Origin of the sequence: Lelliottia sp. SL45, assembly GCF_026672535.1 — a bacterium.
GTDB lineage: Bacteria > Pseudomonadota > Gammaproteobacteria > Enterobacterales > Enterobacteriaceae > Enterobacter > Enterobacter nimipressuralis.
The window spans coordinates 3291012-3313536 of sequence record NZ_JAPPRH010000003.1; the positions used below are offsets into that span (position 1 = coordinate 3291012).

General features: G+C 56.2%; 24 protein-coding genes. 7 read left to right on the forward strand and 17 right to left on the reverse strand.

The genetic code is table 11. From position 1 onward, the window contains the following. Positions 1 to 10 precede the first annotated feature (10 nt). The 8 genes from dagF to OVA10_RS21970 are packed head-to-tail and all read right to left on the reverse strand — an operon-like array spanning position 11 to position 5494. Positions 11 to 751, reverse strand: a complete 741-nt coding sequence (gene dagF / locus OVA10_RS21935; RefSeq protein ID WP_268196800.1) for a 2-dehydro-3-deoxy-phosphogluconate aldolase — start codon at positions 749 to 751, stop codon at positions 11 to 13. Then, on the reverse strand, positions 748 to 1866 hold the full coding sequence (locus OVA10_RS21940) for a DgaE family pyridoxal phosphate-dependent ammonia lyase (RefSeq protein ID WP_100777832.1): 1119 nt from the start codon (positions 1864 to 1866) through the stop codon (positions 748 to 750). The genes dagF and OVA10_RS21940 overlap by 4 nt, the downstream gene beginning before the upstream one ends. Beyond that, complete coding sequence (locus OVA10_RS21945; RefSeq protein ID WP_268196801.1) at positions 1850 to 2983, reverse strand: amidohydrolase/deacetylase family metallohydrolase; 1134 nt, start codon at positions 2981 to 2983, stop codon at positions 1850 to 1852. The genes OVA10_RS21940 and OVA10_RS21945 overlap by 17 nt, the downstream gene beginning before the upstream one ends. A 42-nt stretch (positions 2984 to 3025) precedes the next feature. Next, a complete protein-coding gene (locus OVA10_RS21950; RefSeq protein WP_095280544.1) occupies positions 3026 to 3667 on the reverse strand; it encodes a DUF4310 family protein in 642 nt (213 codons plus the stop codon). Between the two features lie 13 nt (positions 3668 to 3680). Next, entirely contained in the window at positions 3681 to 4457 is a 777-nt protein-coding gene (locus OVA10_RS21955) for a DUF4311 domain-containing protein (protein WP_095280543.1), read from the reverse strand. Positions 4458 to 4479: 22 nt separating this feature from the next. Beyond that, positions 4480 to 4779: a DUF4312 family protein gene (locus tag OVA10_RS21960; protein ID WP_100777834.1), complete on the reverse strand. Its 300-nt coding sequence runs from the start codon at positions 4777 to 4779 to the stop codon at positions 4480 to 4482. Between the two features lie 2 nt (positions 4780 to 4781). Next, positions 4782 to 5144, reverse strand: a complete 363-nt coding sequence (locus OVA10_RS21965) for an SFCGS family glycine-rich protein (RefSeq protein ID WP_100777835.1) — start codon at positions 5142 to 5144, stop codon at positions 4782 to 4784. A gap of 11 nt (positions 5145 to 5155) precedes the next feature. Next, positions 5156 to 5494 carry a glycine dehydrogenase gene (locus OVA10_RS21970; protein WP_100777836.1) on the reverse strand — a complete coding sequence of 113 codons (339 nt, stop codon included), beginning with the start codon at positions 5492 to 5494 and terminating at the stop codon, positions 5156 to 5158. Between the two features lie 412 nt (positions 5495 to 5906). Between OVA10_RS21970 and OVA10_RS21975 the strand changes: the two genes are divergently transcribed. Then, positions 5907 to 6062 (forward strand): Hok/Gef family protein, encoded by a 156-nt coding sequence (locus OVA10_RS21975; RefSeq protein ID WP_100777837.1) that lies wholly within the window; start codon positions 5907 to 5909, stop codon positions 6060 to 6062. A 69-nt stretch (positions 6063 to 6131) separates the two neighbouring features. Here OVA10_RS21975 and cybC read toward each other — a convergent pair whose 3' ends face one another. Both cybC and pmbA read right to left on the reverse strand, forming a co-directional pair. Further along, positions 6132 to 6518 carry a cytochrome b562 gene (gene cybC / locus OVA10_RS21980; RefSeq protein WP_100777838.1) on the reverse strand — a complete coding sequence of 129 codons (387 nt, stop codon included), beginning with the start codon at positions 6516 to 6518 and terminating at the stop codon, positions 6132 to 6134. 101 nt (positions 6519 to 6619) lie between these two features. Next, complete coding sequence (gene pmbA, locus OVA10_RS21985) at positions 6620 to 7972, reverse strand: metalloprotease PmbA (RefSeq protein WP_100777839.1); 1353 nt, start codon at positions 7970 to 7972, stop codon at positions 6620 to 6622. 94 nt (positions 7973 to 8066) lie between these two features. Between pmbA and yjgA the strand changes: the two genes are divergently transcribed. After that, positions 8067 to 8618 (forward strand): ribosome biogenesis factor YjgA, encoded by a 552-nt coding sequence (yjgA, locus tag OVA10_RS21990; RefSeq protein WP_095280536.1) that lies wholly within the window; start codon positions 8067 to 8069, stop codon positions 8616 to 8618. Between the two features lie 63 nt (positions 8619 to 8681). On the opposite strand, the gene mpl is transcribed toward yjgA, so the two are convergent. Beyond that, entirely contained in the window at positions 8682 to 10058 is a 1377-nt protein-coding gene (gene mpl / locus OVA10_RS21995; protein WP_102104471.1) for a UDP-N-acetylmuramate:L-alanyl-gamma-D-glutamyl-meso-diaminopimelate ligase, read from the reverse strand. A gap of 198 nt (positions 10059 to 10256) precedes the next feature. On the opposite strand from mpl, the gene fbp reads away from it, so the two are divergent. Beyond that, complete coding sequence (gene fbp / locus OVA10_RS22000; RefSeq protein ID WP_100777841.1) at positions 10257 to 11255, forward strand: class 1 fructose-bisphosphatase; 999 nt, start codon at positions 10257 to 10259, stop codon at positions 11253 to 11255. A gap of 148 nt (positions 11256 to 11403) precedes the next feature. Then, positions 11404 to 11697 (forward strand): helix-turn-helix domain-containing protein, encoded by a 294-nt coding sequence (locus OVA10_RS22005; RefSeq protein WP_268196802.1) that lies wholly within the window; start codon positions 11404 to 11406, stop codon positions 11695 to 11697. 34 nt (positions 11698 to 11731) lie between these two features. Here the strand turns inward: OVA10_RS22005 and OVA10_RS22010 are convergent, their stop codons facing one another. The 5 genes from OVA10_RS22010 to ytfQ form a co-directional block, all read right to left on the reverse strand. Then, positions 11732 to 13300, reverse strand: coding sequence for a methyl-accepting chemotaxis protein (locus OVA10_RS22010; RefSeq protein WP_102104470.1), 1569 nt, complete (start codon positions 13298 to 13300; stop codon positions 11732 to 11734). 93 nt (positions 13301 to 13393) lie between these two features. After that, on the reverse strand, positions 13394 to 14395 hold the full coding sequence (yjfF, locus tag OVA10_RS22015; RefSeq protein ID WP_102104469.1) for a galactofuranose ABC transporter, permease protein YjfF: 1002 nt from the start codon (positions 14393 to 14395) through the stop codon (positions 13394 to 13396). Beyond that, positions 14382 to 15407 (reverse strand): galactofuranose ABC transporter, ATP-binding protein YtfT, encoded by a 1026-nt coding sequence (gene ytfT, locus OVA10_RS22020; RefSeq protein WP_102104468.1) that lies wholly within the window; start codon positions 15405 to 15407, stop codon positions 14382 to 14384. The genes yjfF and ytfT overlap by 14 nt, the downstream gene beginning before the upstream one ends. A 10-nt stretch (positions 15408 to 15417) precedes the next feature. Further along, positions 15418 to 16920, reverse strand: coding sequence for a galactofuranose ABC transporter, ATP-binding protein YtfR (gene ytfR / locus OVA10_RS22025; protein WP_100777846.1), 1503 nt, complete (start codon positions 16918 to 16920; stop codon positions 15418 to 15420). Between the two features lie 110 nt (positions 16921 to 17030). Beyond that, positions 17031 to 17987 (reverse strand): galactofuranose ABC transporter substrate-binding protein YtfQ, encoded by a 957-nt coding sequence (gene ytfQ, locus OVA10_RS22030; protein ID WP_095284160.1) that lies wholly within the window; start codon positions 17985 to 17987, stop codon positions 17031 to 17033. Between the two features lie 306 nt (positions 17988 to 18293). Here ytfQ and ppa point away from each other — a divergent pair, with 306 nt between their 5' ends. The 3 genes from ppa (at position 18294) to OVA10_RS22045 (ending at position 22138) form a co-directional block, all read left to right on the forward strand. Next, the gene (gene ppa / locus OVA10_RS22035; protein ID WP_064324598.1) at positions 18294 to 18824 is read left to right on the forward strand and encodes an inorganic diphosphatase; all 531 of its coding nucleotides are present in this window, start codon (positions 18294 to 18296) and stop codon (positions 18822 to 18824) included. 185 nt (positions 18825 to 19009) lie between these two features. Continuing rightward, positions 19010 to 20080, forward strand: a complete 1071-nt coding sequence (gene yncE, locus OVA10_RS22040) for a 7-bladed beta-propeller protein YncE (protein ID WP_268196803.1) — start codon at positions 19010 to 19012, stop codon at positions 20078 to 20080. A gap of 75 nt (positions 20081 to 20155) precedes the next feature. Beyond that, positions 20156 to 22138, forward strand: coding sequence for a TonB-dependent receptor domain-containing protein (locus OVA10_RS22045; protein WP_107702370.1), 1983 nt, complete (start codon positions 20156 to 20158; stop codon positions 22136 to 22138). 42 nt (positions 22139 to 22180) lie between these two features. On the opposite strand, the gene OVA10_RS22050 is transcribed toward OVA10_RS22045, so the two are convergent. Beyond that, positions 22181 to 22525: a gamma-glutamylcyclotransferase family protein gene (locus tag OVA10_RS22050; protein WP_095280525.1), complete on the reverse strand. Its 345-nt coding sequence runs from the start codon at positions 22523 to 22525 to the stop codon at positions 22181 to 22183.

The window sequence follows — 22525 nt, forward strand, 5'->3', positions numbered from 1 at the left end:
TAGACGAGAACTACTTGACCAACGTCTTCGTCATTTCCAGCAGCGTGCGCACGTCCTCAGGACGGGTATCGCCGCTGGCTTTGTCGATAATCGAACTATAAATATGCGGAATGATTTTGCTCACACCTGCATCGAGGGCGATCTGCAGGATCTCCTCGAAGATTTCCAGATCGATACCGCCGGTTGGCTCCAGCCAGAAATCGTGGCGGGCACAGGCTTCAGCAACGGCCTGGTATTCGTCACGGCATTTCAGGCCGCCCATCGGGAAGTATTTGATGGAGCTGCCGCCGAAATCTTTCAGCAGGGCAATCGCCGTCTCAACCGGGACAATACCGTCCGGTGCCGCGCTGCTCAGCGGGCCGGTGGAGATTTTGACCATTCCGACGGTTCCCGTTGGCGAGACCAGGCCGTTAACCACCGACGCATTCTGCCCCAGCAGTGCGCGGCTGGTCGCCACACCGGTGAACACCTGGTTGATGTGCTGCGGCTGCACCTGGCGAGAGATTTCGCTGACCATCGCCGACTGGTTCGGATCGCCCGCCCCGAGTCCGACGGAGAGGGCGTTGTCGATCAGCGCTGCATACTCGCGCATATCAGCGACGGCACTCGCCACATCAGGATAGTTTTTGGAAAGCACGCCCACCAGTACATGGCCTTCTGCGGCTTCATAGATTGCGCTGGCGTTGGCTTTGGAACCGGCCAGCACGTTCAGGCACACGCGGTCACGATAAAAATTGGGGGTCAGTTTCATGCTTGTTTCTCCTGGCTTAAGACTTCACGGATGCGGCGATAAACAATGTTCAGCTGATCGGCGCTGACGCTGCGCACATCCGCTTCGATAATCCCTTCGTTGGCCTTGTAGCCACGGAAATAGATCGCGTATTCGCCCTGCTTGAGCTGACTGACCAGCTCGCCGGTGCCCACGCCGGTGGTGGCTTCATCGAATTTAATTTCGGTACGAGCGATATCGCGGCCAGCGCTGTCCCATACCACGCGGGCCGTGACGCCGTTAAGCGTATTCAGCGCATCAATAAAGGGCGTCATCTTCGCCACCATCTCTGCTCCGCTCTCTTTGGTCGCCGTCAGATAGTGTTCGATGGCGCAGGTCAGGCCCAGAATCCCCTCTTTGCCCACTTTCATCGCGCGGCCAATACCCGCTGTCTGGCGTTTGACCCACTCAACGTACTGGGTTTTGCCAATCACCAGGCCGCTGGTTGGCCCTTCGATCGCTTTCGCCCCGCTGTAAATCACCAGATCCGCGCCAGAACGATAGTAGGTATGAAGATCTTCTTCGGCCGCCGCATCGACGATCAGCGGCAGATCGTGTTTTCGCGCGACCACTGCGGCCTGCTCAACGCTGAGCATGCTTTTCTGCACGCAATGGTGCGATTTGATGTAGAGGATCGCCGCCGTGCGTGGGGTGATCGCCGCCGCCAGCTGATCGGCGGAGCACTCGTTGGCATAACCGGCTTCCACCAGCTTACCGCCGCCGAGCGCAACCATGGTGCCGACCGGTGCGCCAAAGTTGACGTTGTGGCCCTTCGGCAGCACGATTTCGTTGTTCTCAATCGGCGTAACGTGCAGGTTTTCCAGCAGCCAGTCGCTGTCTTTGACCAGCACCGCGGCCACGGATTGGGCAATTCCTGCTGACGCGCATGAGACCACCGTCGCCCCTTCCACGTCCAGCAGCTTCGCGATGTACTCTCCGGTTTTATTCACCAGATCTTTCATTTCGAAGTACTGGTTCATGCCGTCCATCGCCGCCTGCACCACTTCCGGGCGCGGCGTCGACACGCCCAGCGCGGTCATGCGGCCTGAGGTGTTAATCACCTGTTTTAAATTGTATTTCTCATAAATCGAAGGCATTTTCCGTACTCCCTTGTTCGGTCATATAGCCCTTGCCCGCGCGGATCGCGGCAAGCGGCACCAGAATATGTTCAGCCTGCAGGCTGTCGTTTTCCGCATCCACCAGCAGCGTGGGCTGGCGTTTAACGGTGAACAGCGTCAGATCGGCATCCAGACCCGGCTGAATTCGGCCTTTATGAGCCAGACGCAGGCCATCGGCGGCGTTCGCGGTGACGCACTCGATCACCTGCGGAAGCGACATGCCGATTGCGAGGAATTTCGACATCACGCTCGCCAGACTGCCCACCGGCCCATTAATACGGTTGCGGCAGTAAATGTCCGAGCTGATGGTGTGCGGCAGAATGCCCATCGCGATGGCGCGTTTCGCCACTTCAAAGCTAAAGCTTGCGGTACCGTGGCCCACGTCCAGTCGCACGCCGCGCTTGAGAGCACGGGTAACGGAGGCGCGCAGTTCGCCCTCTGGCGTCAGAATGCGGTTCGGTTTGCCGTTATAGCAGTGGGTGATGATGTCGCCGGAACTGAGCAGTTCGGCAATCTCGTCGAGATTCGGTGGATTGTTACCGATGTGGACCATCAGCGGCAGATCGCCGTTCTCTTTCTGAATCGCATTCGCGCGCTCCAGTGGAGTGATGCCGTTTTCGCCGACCACGCTGCTGCTCATGCGCGCTTTCAGGCCGACGATGAAATCCGGGTGGCGTGCAACGGCCTGTTTCACCGCATCGGCGTCGATATTGGCCATGTTCGCCAGTTCGTTCTGGGCGATCAGCCCCACGCGGGAGATGTTCAGCAGGGCAAAAACCTCCGTTGAGGCTTTGCGGGTAATTTCGTAGAAGTCGTCCACGTCATCTGCGCCGGTACTGCCCGCGTCCACCACCGAGGTCACGCCCGTGGCGATGCCGACGCTGTCTGGCTCATCGTGGTAGATCGGAGAATTGGGATAGCAGTGAACGTGGGAGTCAATCCAGCCGGCGCTGACGAAGACTTCACCATTCAGCTCGACGGTTTTGTGTGCGGGAGTGGAAATCTCGCCCAGCGCTGCGATTTTACCGTCCTGGATGGCGATATCGGTCAGGGTATCGTCGGTCAGGCGCGCACGGCGCAGGAGTAAATCAAACATGCGTATCTCCTGAAAGGACGGGCGCGTGAGCGCCCGTGGGAGTTAAAGGGCCACCGGGAACAGCGAACCTAAAATCATGGCGCCGAGGATCGCGCCGCCGGTAATCGGCTTCTGCCAGAGGTAAAACAGCAGCGCGCCGACCAGCGAACCGATACCAATCGGAATAGAGGCGGTCATAGCGCTGAGAATAATCAACGGCCCGAGGAAGCGGCCAGAGGCGTTACCCGCGCCCATCATCACGTCAGCCCCGTAGGTGGAGTTGCTCTGATTGATGGTAAATTTACGCGCCAGAATGATCACGTAGCCAATCGCCAGACCAATCACCAGGCCGGTCGCCAGCGAGGCGATAAAGTTGGTCACCGGGAACATGATCCCCGCGCCCAGCAGCAGCGCCGGAACGCCGAGGCCCACGCCGGTCTGAATCGCACCGCCGATATCCAGGATCCCCACCAGGGAGCCTTCAATGATACGGGCGAACAGGAAGCTTGCGCCGAACGCGGCGACCGCACCGTAAACACCGGTGTCGATACCCGCTTTCAGCATCGCCACGAAAGCCACTTCGTTAAACGCGCCGATGCCGTACAGGTAGTACATGTGCGTCCCGGCGAAGACGCCGGAAGAGAGCAGGCCAACGAAGATCGGGAACGACCAGTCGGCATACCAAAAACCTTTATTCTGTTCCATGTCGAGGCTCCTGTTATTTGCCGCTGAGCGAGCTGTGGATCAGATCGAGCCAGTTCGGCACGGTCAGATGGAAGGATTCGATCATCTTCATGTCGAAGCCGCGGAAGAAGCCGCTCAGAACGAACAGCAGCACGATGGCGACCATCATCACTTTGGTGACGTGATTCCAGCCGCTCTCTTCAACGCCCTTACCGATCAGAATGCCCAGCACCAGACCCGGTACGGCGTTCCCCATAATCAGCTGCGCTGCGCCGCCAAACACGGTCGCCCAGAAGCCCGATTTTTTGCCCGCATCGATAGCCGCCAGCCAGAAAATGACAGGCATCACGGTGTTCACCAGCAGGTTCGCTGCCGGAACCAGCACCTTCACGGCGGTGACCTGCAGGGCAGCCGGAACGGACGAGGCGGTGAGGTTAAGGAAGGTGACCACGAACATGCCGATGATGCCGCAGGCAATCGCCATTTTGCGTGGGTCGTGCAGTGTTTCGCCCACGTTGCGGTTTTTCAGCATCAGCGCCGCCGCACCCCAGTTCGGGATGATGCGATGGTCAACGTCTTGAGTGAATGCCCCCGCAGCCACTGACGATGCCCAGGCGTTAAAGAAGAACCCCAGACCAAAGGAGAAGTGAGACGCAGGGTCCCCTTCACAGGAGTTCAGTTCCCCCAACGTACGAAACGCGCCCATACCCTGTGTGGTAGGCGCATGAAACATGCGTGCAGCCCCGGCGCCCACGCCGACGCCAACCAGGCCGCCGATGATGAGCGATTTTATTAAAATTATCAGGAACATTAGTCTGCCCTATTAGTAAGAATCAGCGTTGCGTGACAAAGTCCACCTTGTCGAGATTGATGGCGGTCACGTTGACGGTCACATCCAGCTCCACGCTGTAGGTGCGTCTTTCCCGGCGCAAAAAGAAGTACAGAAAAGCTTCCTTACGCACCGCTTCTTGCGCCTGAACAACCTGCACATCCTGTGGCTCAATACGCAGTAAGATATGCGGCGATGCTTTCATCACCGCGGCCTGAACGTGGTTTAGTGCGTCGGCAAAGGCGCGGGATTTCATCTCGCCTTTGCCTTTCACTCTCACCGTGGTGGTGAATTGCTCTTTCATGCTCAGGCGCCGTGCTTCTTCTGCCACGCCTGAACCAGACGCTCGCCCAGCTCTTCTTTATCCATAAAGCCGAAGCCCAGCACGTTGCAGCCTTCGTTAATGGCAGTGACGCCCTCTTCCACTGAACGCATGCCGTATTTCGCTTTGTAGCCATATTTGGTCTGTGCGGTGATTGCACCCGCGCCGCCGCTGCCGCAGAAAGAGATGCCGAAAGTGGCGTTTTCCGCTTTCATGACGTCGCCCAGTTTCATGTCTGCCGCCACGCCTGGCACGACAACCGCACGTCCGCCTGCTTTTTCAACGCCGATAGCCACTTTCTGGCCTTTGCCCAGACGATCGCCAATCACAACAGTAATTTGTTCCATGGTAGTGCTCCTTAAAGGTTGTCTTTCGCGACTTCGAAGTGAACGGAGAGCAGCCAGGCTTCTTCATCAGGAAGGTTGCCAAACTGCGCGACCACTTCGCGGGCAAGCCGCATTGAATCTGCAGAAATTTCGTCAAACAGGTCAGCTTCTACGTCCGGCAGCGGTTCGCCGGTCACGGACCGGTGCGCCATTGCGCGAACGTGGGACGTCAGCATCTGAACCTGGACGTCATTGGGAATGATGTTGTGATGGCGAAGCAGAGTGAATACCTGCTCCAGCATGGTGTCGGCGAGCTGTGCCGTCTGCGCTGCCTGTTCCCCAACGTCGTTCATTACCGCTCCGTTAATCACTCGTCTTACCCCGTTAATGGCTCTGGGATAAAACTAACGCTGGCGGTTATTTGTTTGTAGCGAGTTGTTTTCCACTTCGAAGTGGAAAGGAGAGCGGCACCAGTGATCTGTGCCACATAATTGCGGTGAATATGAATTATCAGCTGGATTTGCGTGATGAATATCACGCTATTCGGTGGTCAAACGGCAGGAAAGAGAACGAAAAAGTTTACGAGCAGGCTCGTAGAAATGTGAACTGGATAAGGTTTTCTTATGGGGATTCGGTAAAGTGCGCGTGGGTGCTTGAGACTGACCGTCTCATGCATGGGACGGAAAGTGGAAAGCCCCTATCTGAATTTAAATCAGGGTCGGGGCTGGAACAACACGTCTTACCACGTGAAGTAATGCCTTACCCGCTGCCAAGGAGGCATCCATGAAGCAGCAGAAACCGATTATCAGGGCTCTGATGATTGTTGCTTTGACAATAATCATCTTATCTCTGATAAACCGCAAAACGCTTTGCGAAATCCGTTTTCGTCAGGGTTCGCTAGAGTTAGTTGCGCGGATGGACTGCCGCTCCTGGAAGTAAGGAGCTAAATGCGGAGGCAGGGATTATGCCTCCGCTTCACGAGGATGGGCGTACAGCTCAGGCACCCAATTAACGGTACTTTTTGTGGTACTCATTGCGGGTGGTGACAAAGCCGTCAGCCGCGGCCTGTGCCTCTTTGACTTTACCTTCGTTGGCCAGCTTCAGCGCACCGTCGATCTGACCGACCAGCACGTCAAAGCCATGGCGGAAATCTTTCATCTCGGCGCTGTCGGGAGCCGCGTTTTCCAGCTTCGGCGGCGTCGCTTTTTGCGCGTCGAGCGCGGCGGCGCGCATTTTGGTTAATGCGTCTTTCATTTCCGTCGCATTATCCGTTTTTTGCACCACTTTCAGATTGGTGCTGAGGGTATCCATATTGTCTTCAAGATCGGCGGAGAAGGCAGCCGAACTCATGACCAGCGTTGAAGCGACGACGACGGCTAACAGGCTTTTATACATTGCTCACATCCTTTTTTATTATGAAAAAAGTCATACCTGCCGCATTCAAGGTGCAGGCACGCGCGCACTCAACGCACCTGCTGCCCGAAACAGGACGGGTATTACTGACCGGCGATTTTCATCTCCGGCAACAGCACTGAACCACACTGTATATTGCTGCGCGTTTCAATATCGTTACCGACCGTAACAATATTGCGCCACATATCTTTTAAGTTGCCGGCGATGGTAATTTCGCTCACCGGATACTGAATTTCACCGTTTTCAACCCAGAACCCCGCCGCACCGCGCGAGTAGTCCCCGGTAATACCGCTCACACCCTGGCCCATCAGCTCGGTGACCACCAGACCGGTGCCCATCTGCTTCAGCATCTGTTCAAAACTCAGACCCTGGCCTTCGATGCGCCAGTTGTGGATACCGCCCGCGTGACCGGTGCTTTTCAGCCCTAGCTTGCGCGCAGAGTAGTTGGTCAGCAGCCACTGCGTCAGCACGCCATCTTTGATGATATCGCGACGCTCCGTGCGCACGCCTTCGCTGTCGAACGGCGTGGACGCCAGCCCTTTCAGCAGGTGCGGATGCTCTTCGATGGTCAGCCATTCCGGCAGGATTTGGGTGCCGAGCGCGTCGAGCAGGAAGGTGGATTTGCGATACACCGCGCCACCTGCAATCGCACCAACCAGATGACCAAAGAGGCCAGTTGCCACTTCATTGGCAAAAATCACGGGCGCTTTCATGGTGGAGAGTTTGCGCGGCGACAAACGGGAAAGGGTGCGTTTTGCGCACTCTTCGCCGACCCACTCCGGCGACTGCAAATCGCCCATCGCGCGGCCAATGGTGTAGGCGTAATCACGCTCCATGTCACCGTTTTCTTCTGCAATCACGCAGCTGGAGAGCGAATGGCGCGTCGAGCAGTAGCCCTGCAGCATGCCGTGGCTGTTGCCGAATACTTTGATGCCGTAGTGGCTGTTGAAGCTGCCGCCTTCGGTATTCGTGATGCGTTTATCTGCTTTCAGAGAAGCTTGCTCGGCGCGGGCAGCGAACTCGATGGCTTCGTCCGGCGTCACTTCAGCCGGATGGAACAGGTCGAGATCCGGCGCGTCAAACGCCAGCAGCTCTTTATCCGCCACGCCTGCGTACGGGTCCGGTGAGGTGTAGCGCGCAATATCCAGCGCCGCCTGCACGGTACGGGCGATCGCATCCGGGCTTAAATCCGTCGAAGAGGCGCTGCCTTTGCGATTCTGGTGATAAACCGTAATCCCCAGCGCGCCGTCACTGTTAAATTCAACGTTTTCCACTTCGCCAAAGCGGGTGCTGACGCTAATGCCCGTGGTCTTGCTGACCGCCACTTCGGCGCCATCGGATTGGCCTGATGCCAGCATCAGTGCGGTGGATACCGCTTCTTCAAGAATCTTACGCTGCGCTTCAACTTGTGAGGTTACTTTCATCGCAAATGCCATACTGTAAGAGGGAGTTATCTGAAGTCTAACAGAGAACCGTTTTTCAGTGCGCGTCTTAACTGGTAACATTAGCCTCTTTTTTAAGGAGCCTGACATGACTAAGCAGCCCGAAGACTGGCTCGACGACGTTCCCGGTGATGACATCGAAGACGAAGATGATGAAATCATCTGGGTCAGTAAAAGTGAAATTAAACGCGACGCCGAAGAGTTAAAGCAACTTGGTGCGGAAATGGTAGAGCTGGGTAAAAACGCGCTGGATAAACTCCCGCTCGACCCGGATCTGCGCGGAGCCATTGAACTGGCCCAACGAATCAAAAAAGAAGGCCGCCGCCGTCAGCTGCAGCTGATCGGTAAAATGCTGCGCCAACGCGATGTAGAACCGATTCGCCAGGCGCTGGACAAGCTGAAGAACCGCCACAACCAGCAGGTTGCGCTGTTCCATAAGCTGGAACAGATCCGCGACCGTCTGGTCGACAATGGCGACGACGCAGTCGCAGAAGTGTTGAACCTGTGGCCGGACGCCGACCGTCAGCAGTTACGTTCGCTTATCCGTAACGCGAAGAAAGAGAAAGAAGGGAATAAGCCGCCGAAATCTGCGCGCCTGATTTTCCAGTATCTGCGCGAGCTGGCTGAGAACGAAGGTTAAATTATTGCCGGATAACGCTGCACTTATCCGGCCTACGTCCCCGTAGGCCGGACAGCGGTTACTCTACTGCTCTACCGCTTCTGCTTTCTTCGCCAGACCATCCAGCAGTTTCTGATGTATCCCACCAAAACCGCCGTTACTCATCACCAGAATGTGATCGCCCGGCTGTGCCGTTTTCACGATCATATCGGCCAGCGTGTCTACGTCCGCATGCCAGTGCGCAGGCTGCACACAGGCTTCAGCAACTTCCGCGACCTGCCACGGAATATGCTGCGGTTGCAGCAGGAAGACTTCATCCGCACGCCCTAACGACGGCGCGAGATCGTCTTTGCAGATCCCCATTTTCATGGTGTTCGAGCGAGGTTCCAGCACTGCCAGAATACGCGCCGTACCGCCCACTTTACCGCGCAGGGCAGCCAGCGTAGCGAGGATCGCCGTGGGGTGATGGGCGAAATCGTCGTACACGGTCACGCCGTTGGCTTCGCCGCGCAGTTCGAGACGACGACGGGCGTTGATAAACGAATTCAGCGCATTCGCGGCGTCGGCAGGCAGCACGCCTACGTGACGCGCGGCGGCAATCGCCATCAAACCGTTATGCATGTTGTGTTCGCCGACCAGCTCCCACTTCACTTCCCCCACTTTCTCACCGTCCAGCAGCACTTCCCATTCGGAGGCGTCGGTGGTCAGTTTTTTCGCCTGCCAGTGGCCCTGCTCGCCCACCAGCTCCTGCTCGCTCCAGCAGCCCATCGCCATCGTCTGTTTCAGATTGATGTCGTTTTCCGGGTAGATGATGCGGCCCTGTCCCGGCACGATACGCACCAGGTGGTGGAACTGTTTCTGAATGGCTTTCAGATCGTCAAAGATATCCGCGTGATCGAACTCAAGGTTGTTGAGGATCAGCGTGCGCGGGCAGTAATGCACGAATTTGGAGCGCTTATCAAAGAACGCGCAGTCGTATTCGTCCGCTTCAATCACAAAAAACGGGCTGTCGCCCAGACGCGCGGAGACGTCGAAATTCCCCGGTACGCCGCCGATCACAAAGCCCGGCTTGTAGCCGCAAGCCTCTAAGATCCAGGTCGCCATACCGGCGGTGGTGGTTTTGCCGTGCGTACCGGCAACGGCCAGCACCCAGCGATCGCGCAGCACGAAATCATGCAGCCACTCAGGGCCGGACATGAATGGAATGTTGCGTTCCAGCACCGCTTCCACACACGGATTACCACGGGTCATGGCGTTGCCGATAATCACCAGGTCTGGCTCAGAGTCGAGCTGACTGGCGTCATATCCTGAAATCAGGTCGATACCCTGCTTCTCAAGCAACGTGCTCATCGGCGGATACACATTGGCGTCCGAACCTGTCACCTCATGGCCTAAAGAGCGCGCCAGCATCGCCAGTCCGCCCATGAATGTGCCACAAATCCCCAATATATGAATGCGCATACGTCACTATCCCTCTTCTGTGTGGCGCACATTTTACTCACATGTCAGCGCCAGAGAAACGCATTTCAGGTAAATCCGTATTTTGCTGGCGCGATTCACCTCTGCGCTAATATTTGAATGTTTGTTAAGATTGTTGGACTTCAGGCTTTATACGCAACATACGATCGCTTTACTCACATACGATGCAGGGAAAGTGTTATGAAAACGTTAGGTGAATTTATTGTCGAAAAGCAGCACGAGTTCTCTCATGCTACCGGTGAGCTCACTGCTTTGCTGTCGGCAATAAAGCTCGGCGCGAAGATCATCCACCGCGATATCAACAAGGCCGGTCTGGTCGATATCCTGGGTGCCAGCGGTGCCGAAAACGTGCAGGGCGAGGTTCAGCAGAAGCTCGATCTGTTCGCGAATGAAAAACTGAAAGCGGCACTGCGCGCACGCGACATCGTCGCAGGGATCGCCTCCGAAGAAGAAGATGAAATCGTTGTTTTCGAAGGCTGCGAGCATGCTAAATATGTCGTTCTGATGGACCCGCTGGATGGCTCCTCAAACATCGACGTTAACGTTTCTGTCGGCACGATTTTCTCTATCTATCGCCGCGTGACCCCGGTCGGTACGCCGGTCACCGAAGAAGATTTCCTCCAGCCGGGCAGCAAGCAGGTCGCGGCCGGATATGTGGTTTACGGCTCTTCCACCATGCTGGTTTACACCACCGGCTGCGGCGTTCACGCCTTTACTTACGATCCGTCACTGGGCGTGTTCTGCCTGTGCCAGGAGCGTATGCGTTACCCTGCGAGTGGCAGCACCTACTCCATCAACGAAGGTAACTACATCAAATTCCCGAACGGCGTGAAGAAATACATCAAGTTCTGCCAGGAAGAAGATAAGTTAACCCAGCGCCCCTACACCTCGCGCTACATCGGCTCTCTGGTGGCGGATTTCCACCGCAACCTGCTGAAAGGCGGCATCTATCTCTACCCAAGCACCGCCAGCCACCCGGAAGGGAAACTGCGCCTGCTGTACGAATGCAACCCAATGGCGTTCCTGGCCGAACAGGCCGGCGGCAAGGCGAGCGACGGTAAAGAGCGCATTCTGGATATCATCCCGGAAAGCCTGCATCAGCGCCGCTCGTTCTTTGTTGGCAACGATCATATGGTCGAAGACGTTGAGCGTCTGATCCGCGAATACCCGGACGCATAACGTTTTTAACATGGGGAGCGTTGCTCCCCCTTTTTTCATTTATATATTTTACCGTATAAATGAATATAAAAATGGCGCTTTAATCTTCCCGCCCTCTCGCGCATTATTCTGAACAGTTAACTATTTATTCAGAGGAGCGCCCGACGCGATGCAAAATTATTCTCGTGCAAACACCGGTATTGATTTAAACCTCATTCCCGTTTTTATTGAGATTGTCCGATGCGGCAGCATGGCGAAAGCCTCTGTGCGTCTTGAGATGTCCCGCCCCGCCGTCAGCCTGGCGTTGAAGCGTTTTAATCAGCTTTTTGACGAGCCATTATTTATTCGTAAAGGCTTATATCTTGAGCCAACGCCAAAAGCGTTAGAATTGACAAATTCGCTGGAAAATTTAATGGCTGATATTCATGAAAATATTGGCGCGGTGAATGCTGTGGAAGCGTAAACCCTGACGCGTTATACGCCAGGGTTTATTATTATCAGGCCGTTTGCGCCGACAGTTTAAACGATGACATCGCTTCAATCAGTTCGCGCGACTGCTCTTCAAGGGAACGCGTCGCGGCGGAAGATTGTTGTACCAGCGCGGCATTTTGCTGCGCTGTCTCATCCATTTGATTGACTGCAATATTCACCTGCTCAATACCTCGACTCTGCTCAAGCGACGCGTTGGCGATCTCCCGCATCAGTTTGGTCATGCGCAGCACTTCCGTTGCAATCTCGTCCATCGTCTCACCGGCCTGTTGCGCCAGCTCGCTCCCTTCGCTGACGTGAGTCTGCGAATCGCTAATGAGGGTGCGGATCTCTTTCGCCGCGTCGGCGCTTCGGCTGGCGAGATTACGCACTTCCCCGGCCACCACCGCAAACCCACGCCCCTGCTCGCCCGCACGCGCCGCTTCCACCGAGGCGTTAAGCGCCAGGATGTTGGTCTGGAAGGCGATGCCGTCAATCACACTCAGAATGTCGGCGATGCGCGCAGAGCTGCCTGAGATATCGCGCATTTTTTCAATCACATAGCACACCATTTCGCTGCCGTGATCGGCGGTATCCGAGACGCGTTTCGCCAGCTGATGCGCCTGCTCGGCGTTATCGGCGTTTTGCTTCACGGTGGCGGTGATCTCTTCCATGCTGGCCGCCGTTTGCTCAAGGGAGGTTGCCGTGGATTCCGTGCGCTGGGCCAGATCCAGGTTACCTGCCGTCAGTTCCCGGCTGCCCGTGTCAATCTGCGAGCTGGCATCACGCACGCGCATGACGGAGCCCATCAGCGACTGGCGCATCTCTTCGATGGCCGCATTCAGGCGGTTAAACTCCTGACTGGTCGGCGCGTTCAGGCTGTGAGTCAGATCGCCCGCCGCCACATGTTCAAGCTGGGCGATAGAAGCCAGAAGCGGTTTGAGCAGCATATGGCGCAGGGACAACCACGCCAGCACGATGATCCCGGCGGTCAGCAGAGCGGCGATCACGATCAGCAGCATCACCCGATTTTTACTCGACTGCACCGCTTTCACTTCCGATTTCCCGCGCTTTTCGCTCCACGACTGGAACGCCTGCATATCGTTATCAAACTGGCGCGCGACCGGAATCAGCTTGTTCTCCAGCAGATCGTAATAGGCATCGGCGCTTTGCTGGTTAAGGGCAGCCACCATCGGGGTGATCCCTTCGGCGTTATAGGTGGCAAAACTCGCCGCCACCTTATCCAGCAGTTGCTGCCCTTTCGGATTATCAATGCCGCCGTCGATCACCCCTTTCAGCGTTTTTTGCGCCTGGGCAACTTCGCGATTGATGTTCTGCACGGATTTGGCGGCATCATCCAGCATGCCGATCTCCATCAGCCGAACGGCCTGACCCGCCTCATTGCGCGCACGCAAAATCAGCGTGTAACCCGCGTTGAGCTGCACCATCTGTTCACCCTGAAGGTGATTGATGCGCTGTAAAGAAGAGGAACTCTGTGTGAGGGCATAAATGCCAATGCCGCTGACAATCAGCAGCAGAAGGGTCATAACGGCCAGTAACGAAAGCAAGCCGGTACGAATCGATAGCGTTTTCAGCATGATGTTATTTCCGGTAGCGAGATATTTCTGGACAGAAATAAAGGTTATCGACCGCTACCGGAAAAAGTTTACACTTTAAGCAAATTCAGGGTGTTATCTGTTGAGCGGTGTGGTGCTAACGCGCGTCACAGGCGAGCTGAGGCGGTTTTCCCACAGCACCGTCAGGCCTCGCTGCAGCGCGATAAAGATGAACAACAAAATGCCAATCGCGATTTTGGTCCACCAGGAACTCAGCGTGCCGTCGAAGTTAATGTAGGTCTGAATAAGCCCCTGGATCGCCACGCCAAACAGCGTCCCAAGCACCGTCCCCACGCCGCCACTCAACAGCGTGCCGCCAATCACCACCGATGCAATCGCATCCAGCTCTACGCCCACGCCCGCCAGCGCGTAGCCCGCCTGGGTATAGATGGAGAAGACAATCCCCGCCAGCGTCGCCAGCCCCGTCGAGAGCATATAGATGCGAATGGTCGTGCTGCGGGTGGAGATCCCCATCAGATTCGCCGAGGTCGCGCTGCCGCCGATGGCGTACACCTGGTTACCAAAACGGGTGCGATGGGCGAGGAAAATGCCGATCACCACCACGCCTAACATCAGCAGGCCCATCGCGCTCAGACGCCCGCCGCCGGGGATTTTCCACGCCAGGCTTGAGAGCGTGTCGTAGATCGGGTGGTTAATCGGGATCGACTCTTCCGACACCAGATAGCTCACGCCGCGCAGGAAGAACATCCCTGCGAGAGTGATGATAAATGCCGGGATCTTCAGGGCATCGATCAGCAGTCCCATGAACGCGCCAAACGCGCAGCCCATCGCCAGCACCAGCGGGAAGGCCAGCAGCGGCGAGATCCCCCAGAAACCGATCGCTTTGGCGAGGAACACGCCAGTAAAAGCGATCACCGAGCCGACGGAGAGATCGATCCCGCCGGAGAGGATCACGAAGGTCATGCCGACAGCGATGATCCCGAGAAAGGCGTTATCCGTCAGAATGTTGCAAATCACGCGCGTGGAGGCGAAACCGGGGAATTGCGTCAGGCAGTAGAGATAGCCCAGCACGAAGACCCCCAGCGTGATCATGAGCGGTAAATTACGTTTTATCATGGCCGCGAATCCCCTTGATGATGCTAATAAAGCGCGACGACTGAACAATCAGCACGCAGAGCACAACCACCGCTTTCACCACCTGATTCAGCTCCGGCTGGAAGCCCGAAAGCAGAATGCCGGTGTTCATCCCCTGGATAATCAGCGCGCCAATCACCGACAGCAGCAGGTTAAAGCGCCCACCCATCAGCGATCCGCCGCCAATCACCACCGCCAGAATGGCGTCCAGCTCCAGCCACAGCCCGGCGTTGTTGGCATCAGCACCGCGAATATCGGCGGCGACGATGATCCCGGCAATCGCCGCGCAGACACCGCTCAGCACATAGGTCAGCATCACCACCATACGAGTGCTGACGCCCGCATTTTTCGCGGCGCGAATGTTGATCCCGACCGCTTCGATAAACATCCCCAGCGCCGTTTTGCGGGTAAACAGCCAGAATACGATCAGCGTGACGAGGGCAATGATCACCGGCGTCGGGAACAGCAGCAGCTTGCCGCTGCCGATCCACGCCAGCGACGGTGAGTCAAAGGTGACGATCTGCCCGGAGGTAATCAGCTGCGCCACGCCGCGCCCGGCCACCATCAGAATTAAGGTCGCGACAAACGGCTGAATTTTGAGAAGCGAAACGAGGATCCCGTTCCACAGCCCCGCCAGCACCCCGGTGCCCAGCGCCGCTAAAATCACCACAGGCAGACTGTGCCCGGCGACCGTCATCGAGGCGGCTGTCGCACCGGCGATGGCCATGGTCGCTCCCACAGAGAGATCAATGCCGCCGGTGGCAATCACCAGCGTCATACCGATCGCCAGCAGCGCCACCGGTGCCGCGCGGTTTAGGATATCGATGGGGCTACCGAACAGCCGCCCATCCTGCAAAATGATCTGGAAAAAGTGCGGCGCAACGAGGCTGTCCACCACCAGCACCAGCAGCAGCGCCACAATTTGCGGCGTGCCGGTAGGCCAGCTGAAGCGGCGCCTGGACTCGCCAGGCTTCGGAAGAGAACGGGACATCACGATTGACTCCTTATGCCGCGATGGCATTCATGATCGCCGGAACGGAGAGTTCATCCAGCGGGATCTCTGCCACCTGCTTGCGATCGCGCATGATAATCACGCGATCGGCATACCCCACCAGCTCCTCAAGCTCGGATGAGATAACCAGCAGCGCCAGACCGTCGGCGCAGAGCGTTTCGATCAGGCGAATAATTTCCGCGTGCGCGCCGACGTCGATACCGCGCGTCGGCTCATCGAGGATCAGGAACTGCGGTTTGGTCAGCAGCCAGCGGGAGAGCAACACTTTTTGCTGATTGCCGCCGGAGAGAAACTCAATCGGCTGTTCAGGGCTGGGGGTGCGAATGCCCAGCTGGCGGATAAAGCGTTCGGCGATGGCGATCTGCTCGCGCTTCGGAATGGGCCGTAGCCAGCCGCGCTGCGCCTGTAGCGCCAGGACGATATTTTCGCGCACCGAGGCCGCGGCAATGATGCCGTCGGTTTTACGATCTTCCGGGCAAAAACCGATCCCAAGGCACGAGGCCTGATGCGGCGATCGCAGGGTTTGCGGTTTGCCTTTGATCATCGCGCTGCCGCTGTCGGCGGGCTTGATGCCGAAGATCACCTCGGCGGTTTCGGTGCGACCGGACCCCAGCAGGCCCGCCAGACCGACAATTTCGCCGGGACGCACTTCCAGGTCGAACGGCGTGATGGTTCCTTTTTTGCCGAAATCTTTGAAGGCGGCGACGGGTTTGTCGCTCAGCAGTGTGCGGCCCGCGCGCTGCAGCGCATGGGTGTCCAGCTCGCGGCCCAGCATCATTTTGACCAGTTCGATCTGCGGCAGCTCGCGGGTGTCGCGGCAGCCGACAAAACTGCCGTTGCGCAGAACCGTAATACGATCGCTGACCTGATAGACCTGATCGAGGAAGTGGGTGACGAAGATCAGGCTGACGCCCTGATCGCGCAGCTGGCGCATCAGGGTGAAGAGCATTTCCACTTCCTGGGTATCGAGACTGGCGGTGGGTTCATCGAGGATCAGCACTTTGGCAGAGAGATCGATGGCCCGGCAAATGGCGACAATCTGCTGCATCGCTACGGAAAAGCGGTTCAGCGGCTCGCGCACGTCGAGGGAGAAACCGTAGGATTCCATCAGCCGGGTGGCACGCGCCTCCATCTCTTTTCGGCGCAGCAGGCCAAACCGGCGCGGCTCACGGCCAATAAACAGATTATCCGCCACCGACATGTTCGGCAGCAGGTTCACTTCCTGATATACGGTCCCGATGCCCAGCTGCTGGGCGTGAGCGGTATTTTTCGGTGAAATGGCGTTGCCTTCCAGCCAGATGCTGCCGCGATCGGCGTGATACACCCCGGTTAAGGCCTTGATCAGCGTCGATTTCCCGGCGCCGTTTTCCCCGAGCAGCGCCATAATCTCACCGCGTCGCAGGCTGAAATCGACGTTATCCAGCGCTTTCACGCCGGGGAAGAATTTGCTTAATCCTTCGGTTCGGAGGATTTCCTGGTGTTGTTCAACGGTCATGGTTCCCCCTGCATCAAGCCGAATGACGCTACGCTTATCCGGCCTACAAAAGCGTGTACTGTAGGCCGGGCAAACGCAGCGCCACCCGGCTTTTGTCCTGGCTTAAAGGCTTAGTAGCCCATGTTTTTCTTCTTCTCTAACTCTTCTTTCGCCGTATCTGGCAGATAGAGGGTCGATTTGGTGATGGTCAGCTGTTCGGGTTTGGTGCCGTCTTTCTTGAATTTCTCAAGGGCATCAAACGCCGGACCAGCCATGTTTGGCGTCAGCTCGACGCTGGCATTCGCTTCGCCGTCGATCATCGCTTTGTAGATATCCGGTACGCCGTCGATAGAGCCGGTGAGGATATCTTTGCCCGGTTTCAGGCCCGCTTCTTTGATCGCCTGAATCGCACCGATCACCATGTCGTCGTTATGGGCGTAAACCATGCAGATGTTTTTGCCGTTGTTTTCCGCTTTGATGAAGCTCTCCATAACCTCTTTACCTTTACTGCGGGTAAAGTCGCCGGACTGAGAACGGATGATTTTGATGTTTGGCGCTTTGGCGATGGCTTCCGCAAAGCCTTTCTTGCGGTCGATCGCCACGCTCGCGCCGACGGTGCCTTGCAGTTCGACGACGTTACACGGCTTGCCATCCACCTGCTTAATCAGCCAGTCGCCGATCAGCTGCCCTTCGAGCACGTTGTTGGCGGTGACGGTGGTCATATAGAGAGATTTGTCTTTGACATCAATGGAACGGTCGAGCAGGAATACGGGGATTTCAGCGTCTTTGGCTTCTTTCAGCACCGGTTCCCAGCCCGTCGCCACCACCGGCGCGATGAAGATGGCGTCTACGCCCTGGGCGATAAACGAGCGCACCGCTTTAATCTGGTTTTCCTGTTTTTGCTGGCCATCGGCGATTTTCAGCGTGATGCCGCGCTTTTGGGCTTCGCTTTTCGCGACATTGGTTTCCGCCGCTCGCCAGCCTGATTCCGAGCCAACCTGTGAAAAACCGACGGTTAATGGTGCGGCCATCGCCATAGACGACATGGCTGCCGAAACTGCTGTGACAAGAAGTAAGCGCTTCCACATAATGATGCCCTCGTAGCCCAGGTTATTGTTGGTCAAAAGATGTTCTGCGAAAAAACTATAGCCAATGGGCGATGTAACGGATTGCGTTACATCACACTTCAGAAAAGTGAATAAAACGTTAATCACAAGTTTGTAATCGCTTTCATTCACCCATTAAATATGCGGCTGAGTTTATGGATTTTCCTGTCATGGAAAGGGTCTGAAAATGGCACGAGGATGCGGATGAGAATGAAAACAGGCGGAGACTTTCGGCGCGAGTTGGCTATAATACTCGCCACTTGTTTAGCATACATATAGGACACTCACATGAGCTTACTCAACGTCCCTGCGGGTAAAGAACTGCCGGAAGACATCTACGTTGTTATCGAAATCCCGGCCAACGCAGATCCTATCAAATACGAAATCGACAAAGACACCGGTGCGCTGTTCGTTGACCGTTTCATGTCCACTGCGATGTTCTACCCGTGCAACTACGGTTACATCAACCACACCCTGTCTCTGGACGGTGACCCGGTAGACGTGCTGGTCCCAACGCCATACCCACTGGCCCCAGGTTCTGTGGTTCGCTGCCGTCCGGTTGGCGTTCTGAAAATGACCGACGAAGCCGGTGAAGATGCGAAACTGGTTGCGGTTCCGCACACTAAGCTGAGCAAAGAGTACGATCACATTAAAGATGTGAACGACCTGCCAGAACTGCTGAAAGCGCAGATCACTCACTTCTTCGAGCACTACAAAGATCTCGAAAAAGGCAAATGGGTTAAAGTTGACGGCTGGGACAACGCAGAAGCAGCGAAAGCTGAAATCGTTGCATCCTTCGAGCGCGCTGCTAAGAAGTAATTCTTACGCCCAATGCTAAGCCCCGCGAGTCGGGGCTTTTTTGTGCCTGTCATTCCATATCCCCTTAACAATTAACCGGTTATTGTCCTACCAGAAAAGGTAGCCGTTGTTCACACAACTCAATTGATAATGAGAGTAGATATCATTATCATTTTCACTTCGTAAATAAATGTGAATAAACGTCAATGACCCTACACAATGTGAAGACCCTCAAAGCCTCCGCCGCACTCGCGGTTACTGCTGCTTTTATGCTGACCAGCGTGTCTGGTTACTCCGCCACCCTGCCAGAGAAAGACTTTATCACCCAGCCCGTGGGCCACGGTGTCTACGAACTGGCCTACGACGGAGAGGCAAAGGTGCTGTTTGCCGCCAGCGCCCCCTCTTTTGATAAAGACAAAACCAACGGCAAAATCTACAAGCTGGACCTGGAAGATCTGACCGGCACGGGCGTCATTGAAACCACGCGCCGCGCGTTTGCAACCGTGCTGGACGAAGAGAGTCAGACGCTTTACGTGGGCAATACCCTCGAAGGCTCCGTGACCCTGATCGATACGCGCACCGGCAAAGAGCAGGCCGTGATTCAGCTCGCCGACACCAGCAACCCGAAAGATATCGCCCACACCCGCGAAATGGTGCTCGATAAACAGCATCACCGCCTGTACGTTACCGGCGTGGTGGAGAAAGGCATCGTCTGGGTGGTGGATACGAAAAAGCGTCAGCTCATCAACACGCTGACCAATATGGGTGAGTACCCGACCGGGCTGGCGCTGGACGCGGAGAAAAACCGTCTGTACGTGGTGAATGGCCGCAACGAGCTGATCGCTGTTGATACCCAAAGCGATACCATCGTCAGCCGGTTCAGCGTCGAACCAGAGAAAAAACACTTCTTTCTGAACATCGCCCTCGACAGCAAAAACAACCGCGCCTTCCTCACCGACCCGGATTTACCGAAGGTGCTGGTGGTGGATATCACTACCGGCAAGGTGCTCCAGCACATCGACGTCACCAACTCGCTGGCGGTGCTCTATAACGAAAAGCGTCACGAAGTTTACGTCACGCACCGCAACGCCAAACTCATCAGCATTATCGACAGCCAGACGTACCAGCTGAAAAACAGCATTGCGACCACCGCGATGCCGAACAGCCTCGCCCTCTCCTCCGACGGTAACGTGCTGTACGCCAGCATTAAACAAGACGAGAAAGTGGCAAAAGAGAAACCGGATTACGTCATCAAAATCACGCTCGATAAGCTCTGATTTCATCATCCACCACACCTTGCGGCGTAAGACCGCAGGGTGTTTTTTTTTATTTTTCCTTTTGGGTTTATGGCTATGAAAACGCGTCAATTTATTACGTTCACAGGCATGGTGGCGTTAACCGGCACACTGGTTTTACCCGCGCAGGCAGATGATGAAATGGTGGTCACCGCCACCGGCTTTTCACAACAGAAAAAAGAAGCGCCCGCGACGATTTCAAGTATCGATCGCAAAACGCTGGATATTCAGCCCGACCAGACCATCGGCGACGCGATTAAAAATATCCCCGGCGTGTCGGTCTCTAACGGCGGCAGCGATATGGCCAACGGCAGCATCATGATGCGCGGTATGGACTCAAGCTACACGGCGTTTATGGTCAATAGCGTGAAACAGAACACCAGCGAATCGCGCCCCTACGGCCAGGATATCGGTGCCGAAGCAGGCTTTTTACCGCCAATGGAAGCCATCGAACGCATCGAAGTGATTCGCGGCCCGATGTCATCCCTGTACGGCTCTGACGCCATCGGCGGCGTGGTGAACGTGATCACCAAAAAACCCTACGGCGTGGCCGACTGGACCGGCGCTATCGCCGCCAATACCTGGCTGCAGGAGCATAAAGATCTGGGCAACACCAGCCAGCTGAACCTGTTCGCAATGGGACCGCTCATCCAGGACAAACTCGGTCTGAGCATTGCCGCCGACGGGCTGGATCGCCGCGATGACGAGCGCCAGAACTACTTCGGCAAGCACAACCGTAAATCTGTCGATGCCACTCTGGGCCTCAAGGCCAGCGAAAATAACCTCTTTGACCTGAATGTGGTTGTCGGCGAGCAGGAAAAAAACCGCACCAAAAAACGCGGTACGCCGTGGATGTGGAAATTCGATCGTGACGCCGTGACGCTCACCCACACCGGCTGGTATGCGGATGACACCATTGCCACCACTAACTACATCAACTACGAGAAAGGGCGTTCGAAGTACCTGCTCGATAACACCTCGCCGGAGTACGTTCAGACGGAAAACTACGTCGCCAACTCGCAAACCACTTTTACCTTCGATAACCATAAGCTCACCGTCGGCGCGAACTTCACGCGCGAAGAGCTGAACGACCACTTCTATGAGTCGGGCAAAACGCTGCCGGGCGTCGAACCGGTCACCAAAGTGACACGCAACGGCTGGGCGCTGTTCGCGGAAGATGGCTGGACGATTAACGACTTTACCTTGACCACCTCCGCGCGCGGCGATTACGACAGCTACTTCGGCGCGCACATCACGCCAAAACTGTACGGCAACTGGGCGATTTCTGACGCCTGGGCGCTGAAAGGCGGGATCTCCGCCGGCTATAAAAAACCGGAGCTGCGCGCCACCTCCGATCAGTTTGTCACGCCGCACGGATCAACACCGCCCTATCCGTTCCTGACCGTGGGTAACGACGATCTGAAACCAGAGAAAAGCCTCAACGCCGAAACGGGCCTCTACTGGACCGGGGAAGCCGTATCGCTGGACGGCACCGTCTTCTACACCCAGTTTAAGGACAAAATCTCCGAGCAGACGATTTGCGAAACCACCGCCACCAACCAGTGCGAAGTGAACGGTTATAAAGCCGATTCCGTCGATAAATACTTTAACGTCAGCAAAGCGGATGTTTACGGTATCGAGCTGAATGGCGACTGGCAGATCACTCAGGATCTGAAAGCGAACGCGAACTACACCTACAACCACAGCGAGCAGAAATCTGGTGTGAATAAAGGCTACGCGCTGAACGACTATCCGCGCCACATGGCGAACCTGTCGCTGAACTGGGCGGCAACGCAGTCGCTGGATCTCTGGAGCAACGCGAACTATCGCAGCAGTAACCGGGACAGCAACAGCGGCACGAAGTATGAGGCTTACACGCTGGTCGATATCGGTGCGCGCTACAAGCTGAATAAGAATACGCAGCTGCTGGCGGGGATTTACAACCTGTTTGATGCGGATCCGAAACGCGAAACATCGTGGGGAGAGTACGGGCAGCTCGAAGGGCGCCGGTATAATCTTGGCGCGCGCATCGAGTTTTAAGGGTACCAAAAACAACGCCACCCGAAGGTGGCGTTGTTTTTATCAGTACTGGTCTCTGTCTAACCAGTTACCGCTTTCAATCAGTTTCAATCCATCGACCGGACGCTGGTACACGTACATCCATGCACTGCCATACGGGGTCTGGATCAACTGGCGTGCATATTCACCGCCCCTGGTGCGCAAGGCATCAAGTTCAGCAAGTGTAGCGTTATCAATACGATAAACTTCACCCTGTACCGTCCCGTTCCCCGGAACCGCGCCTGGATAGTGGCCCAGACTGTACAACTGGTAGTTCTCGATATTGTAATTTCCCAGCAACTGGGCGTTCGTCATCCAGTGACTGTTGCCCTGCCTGGTGCGTAAACTGCCGTATACAAATATTCGCAT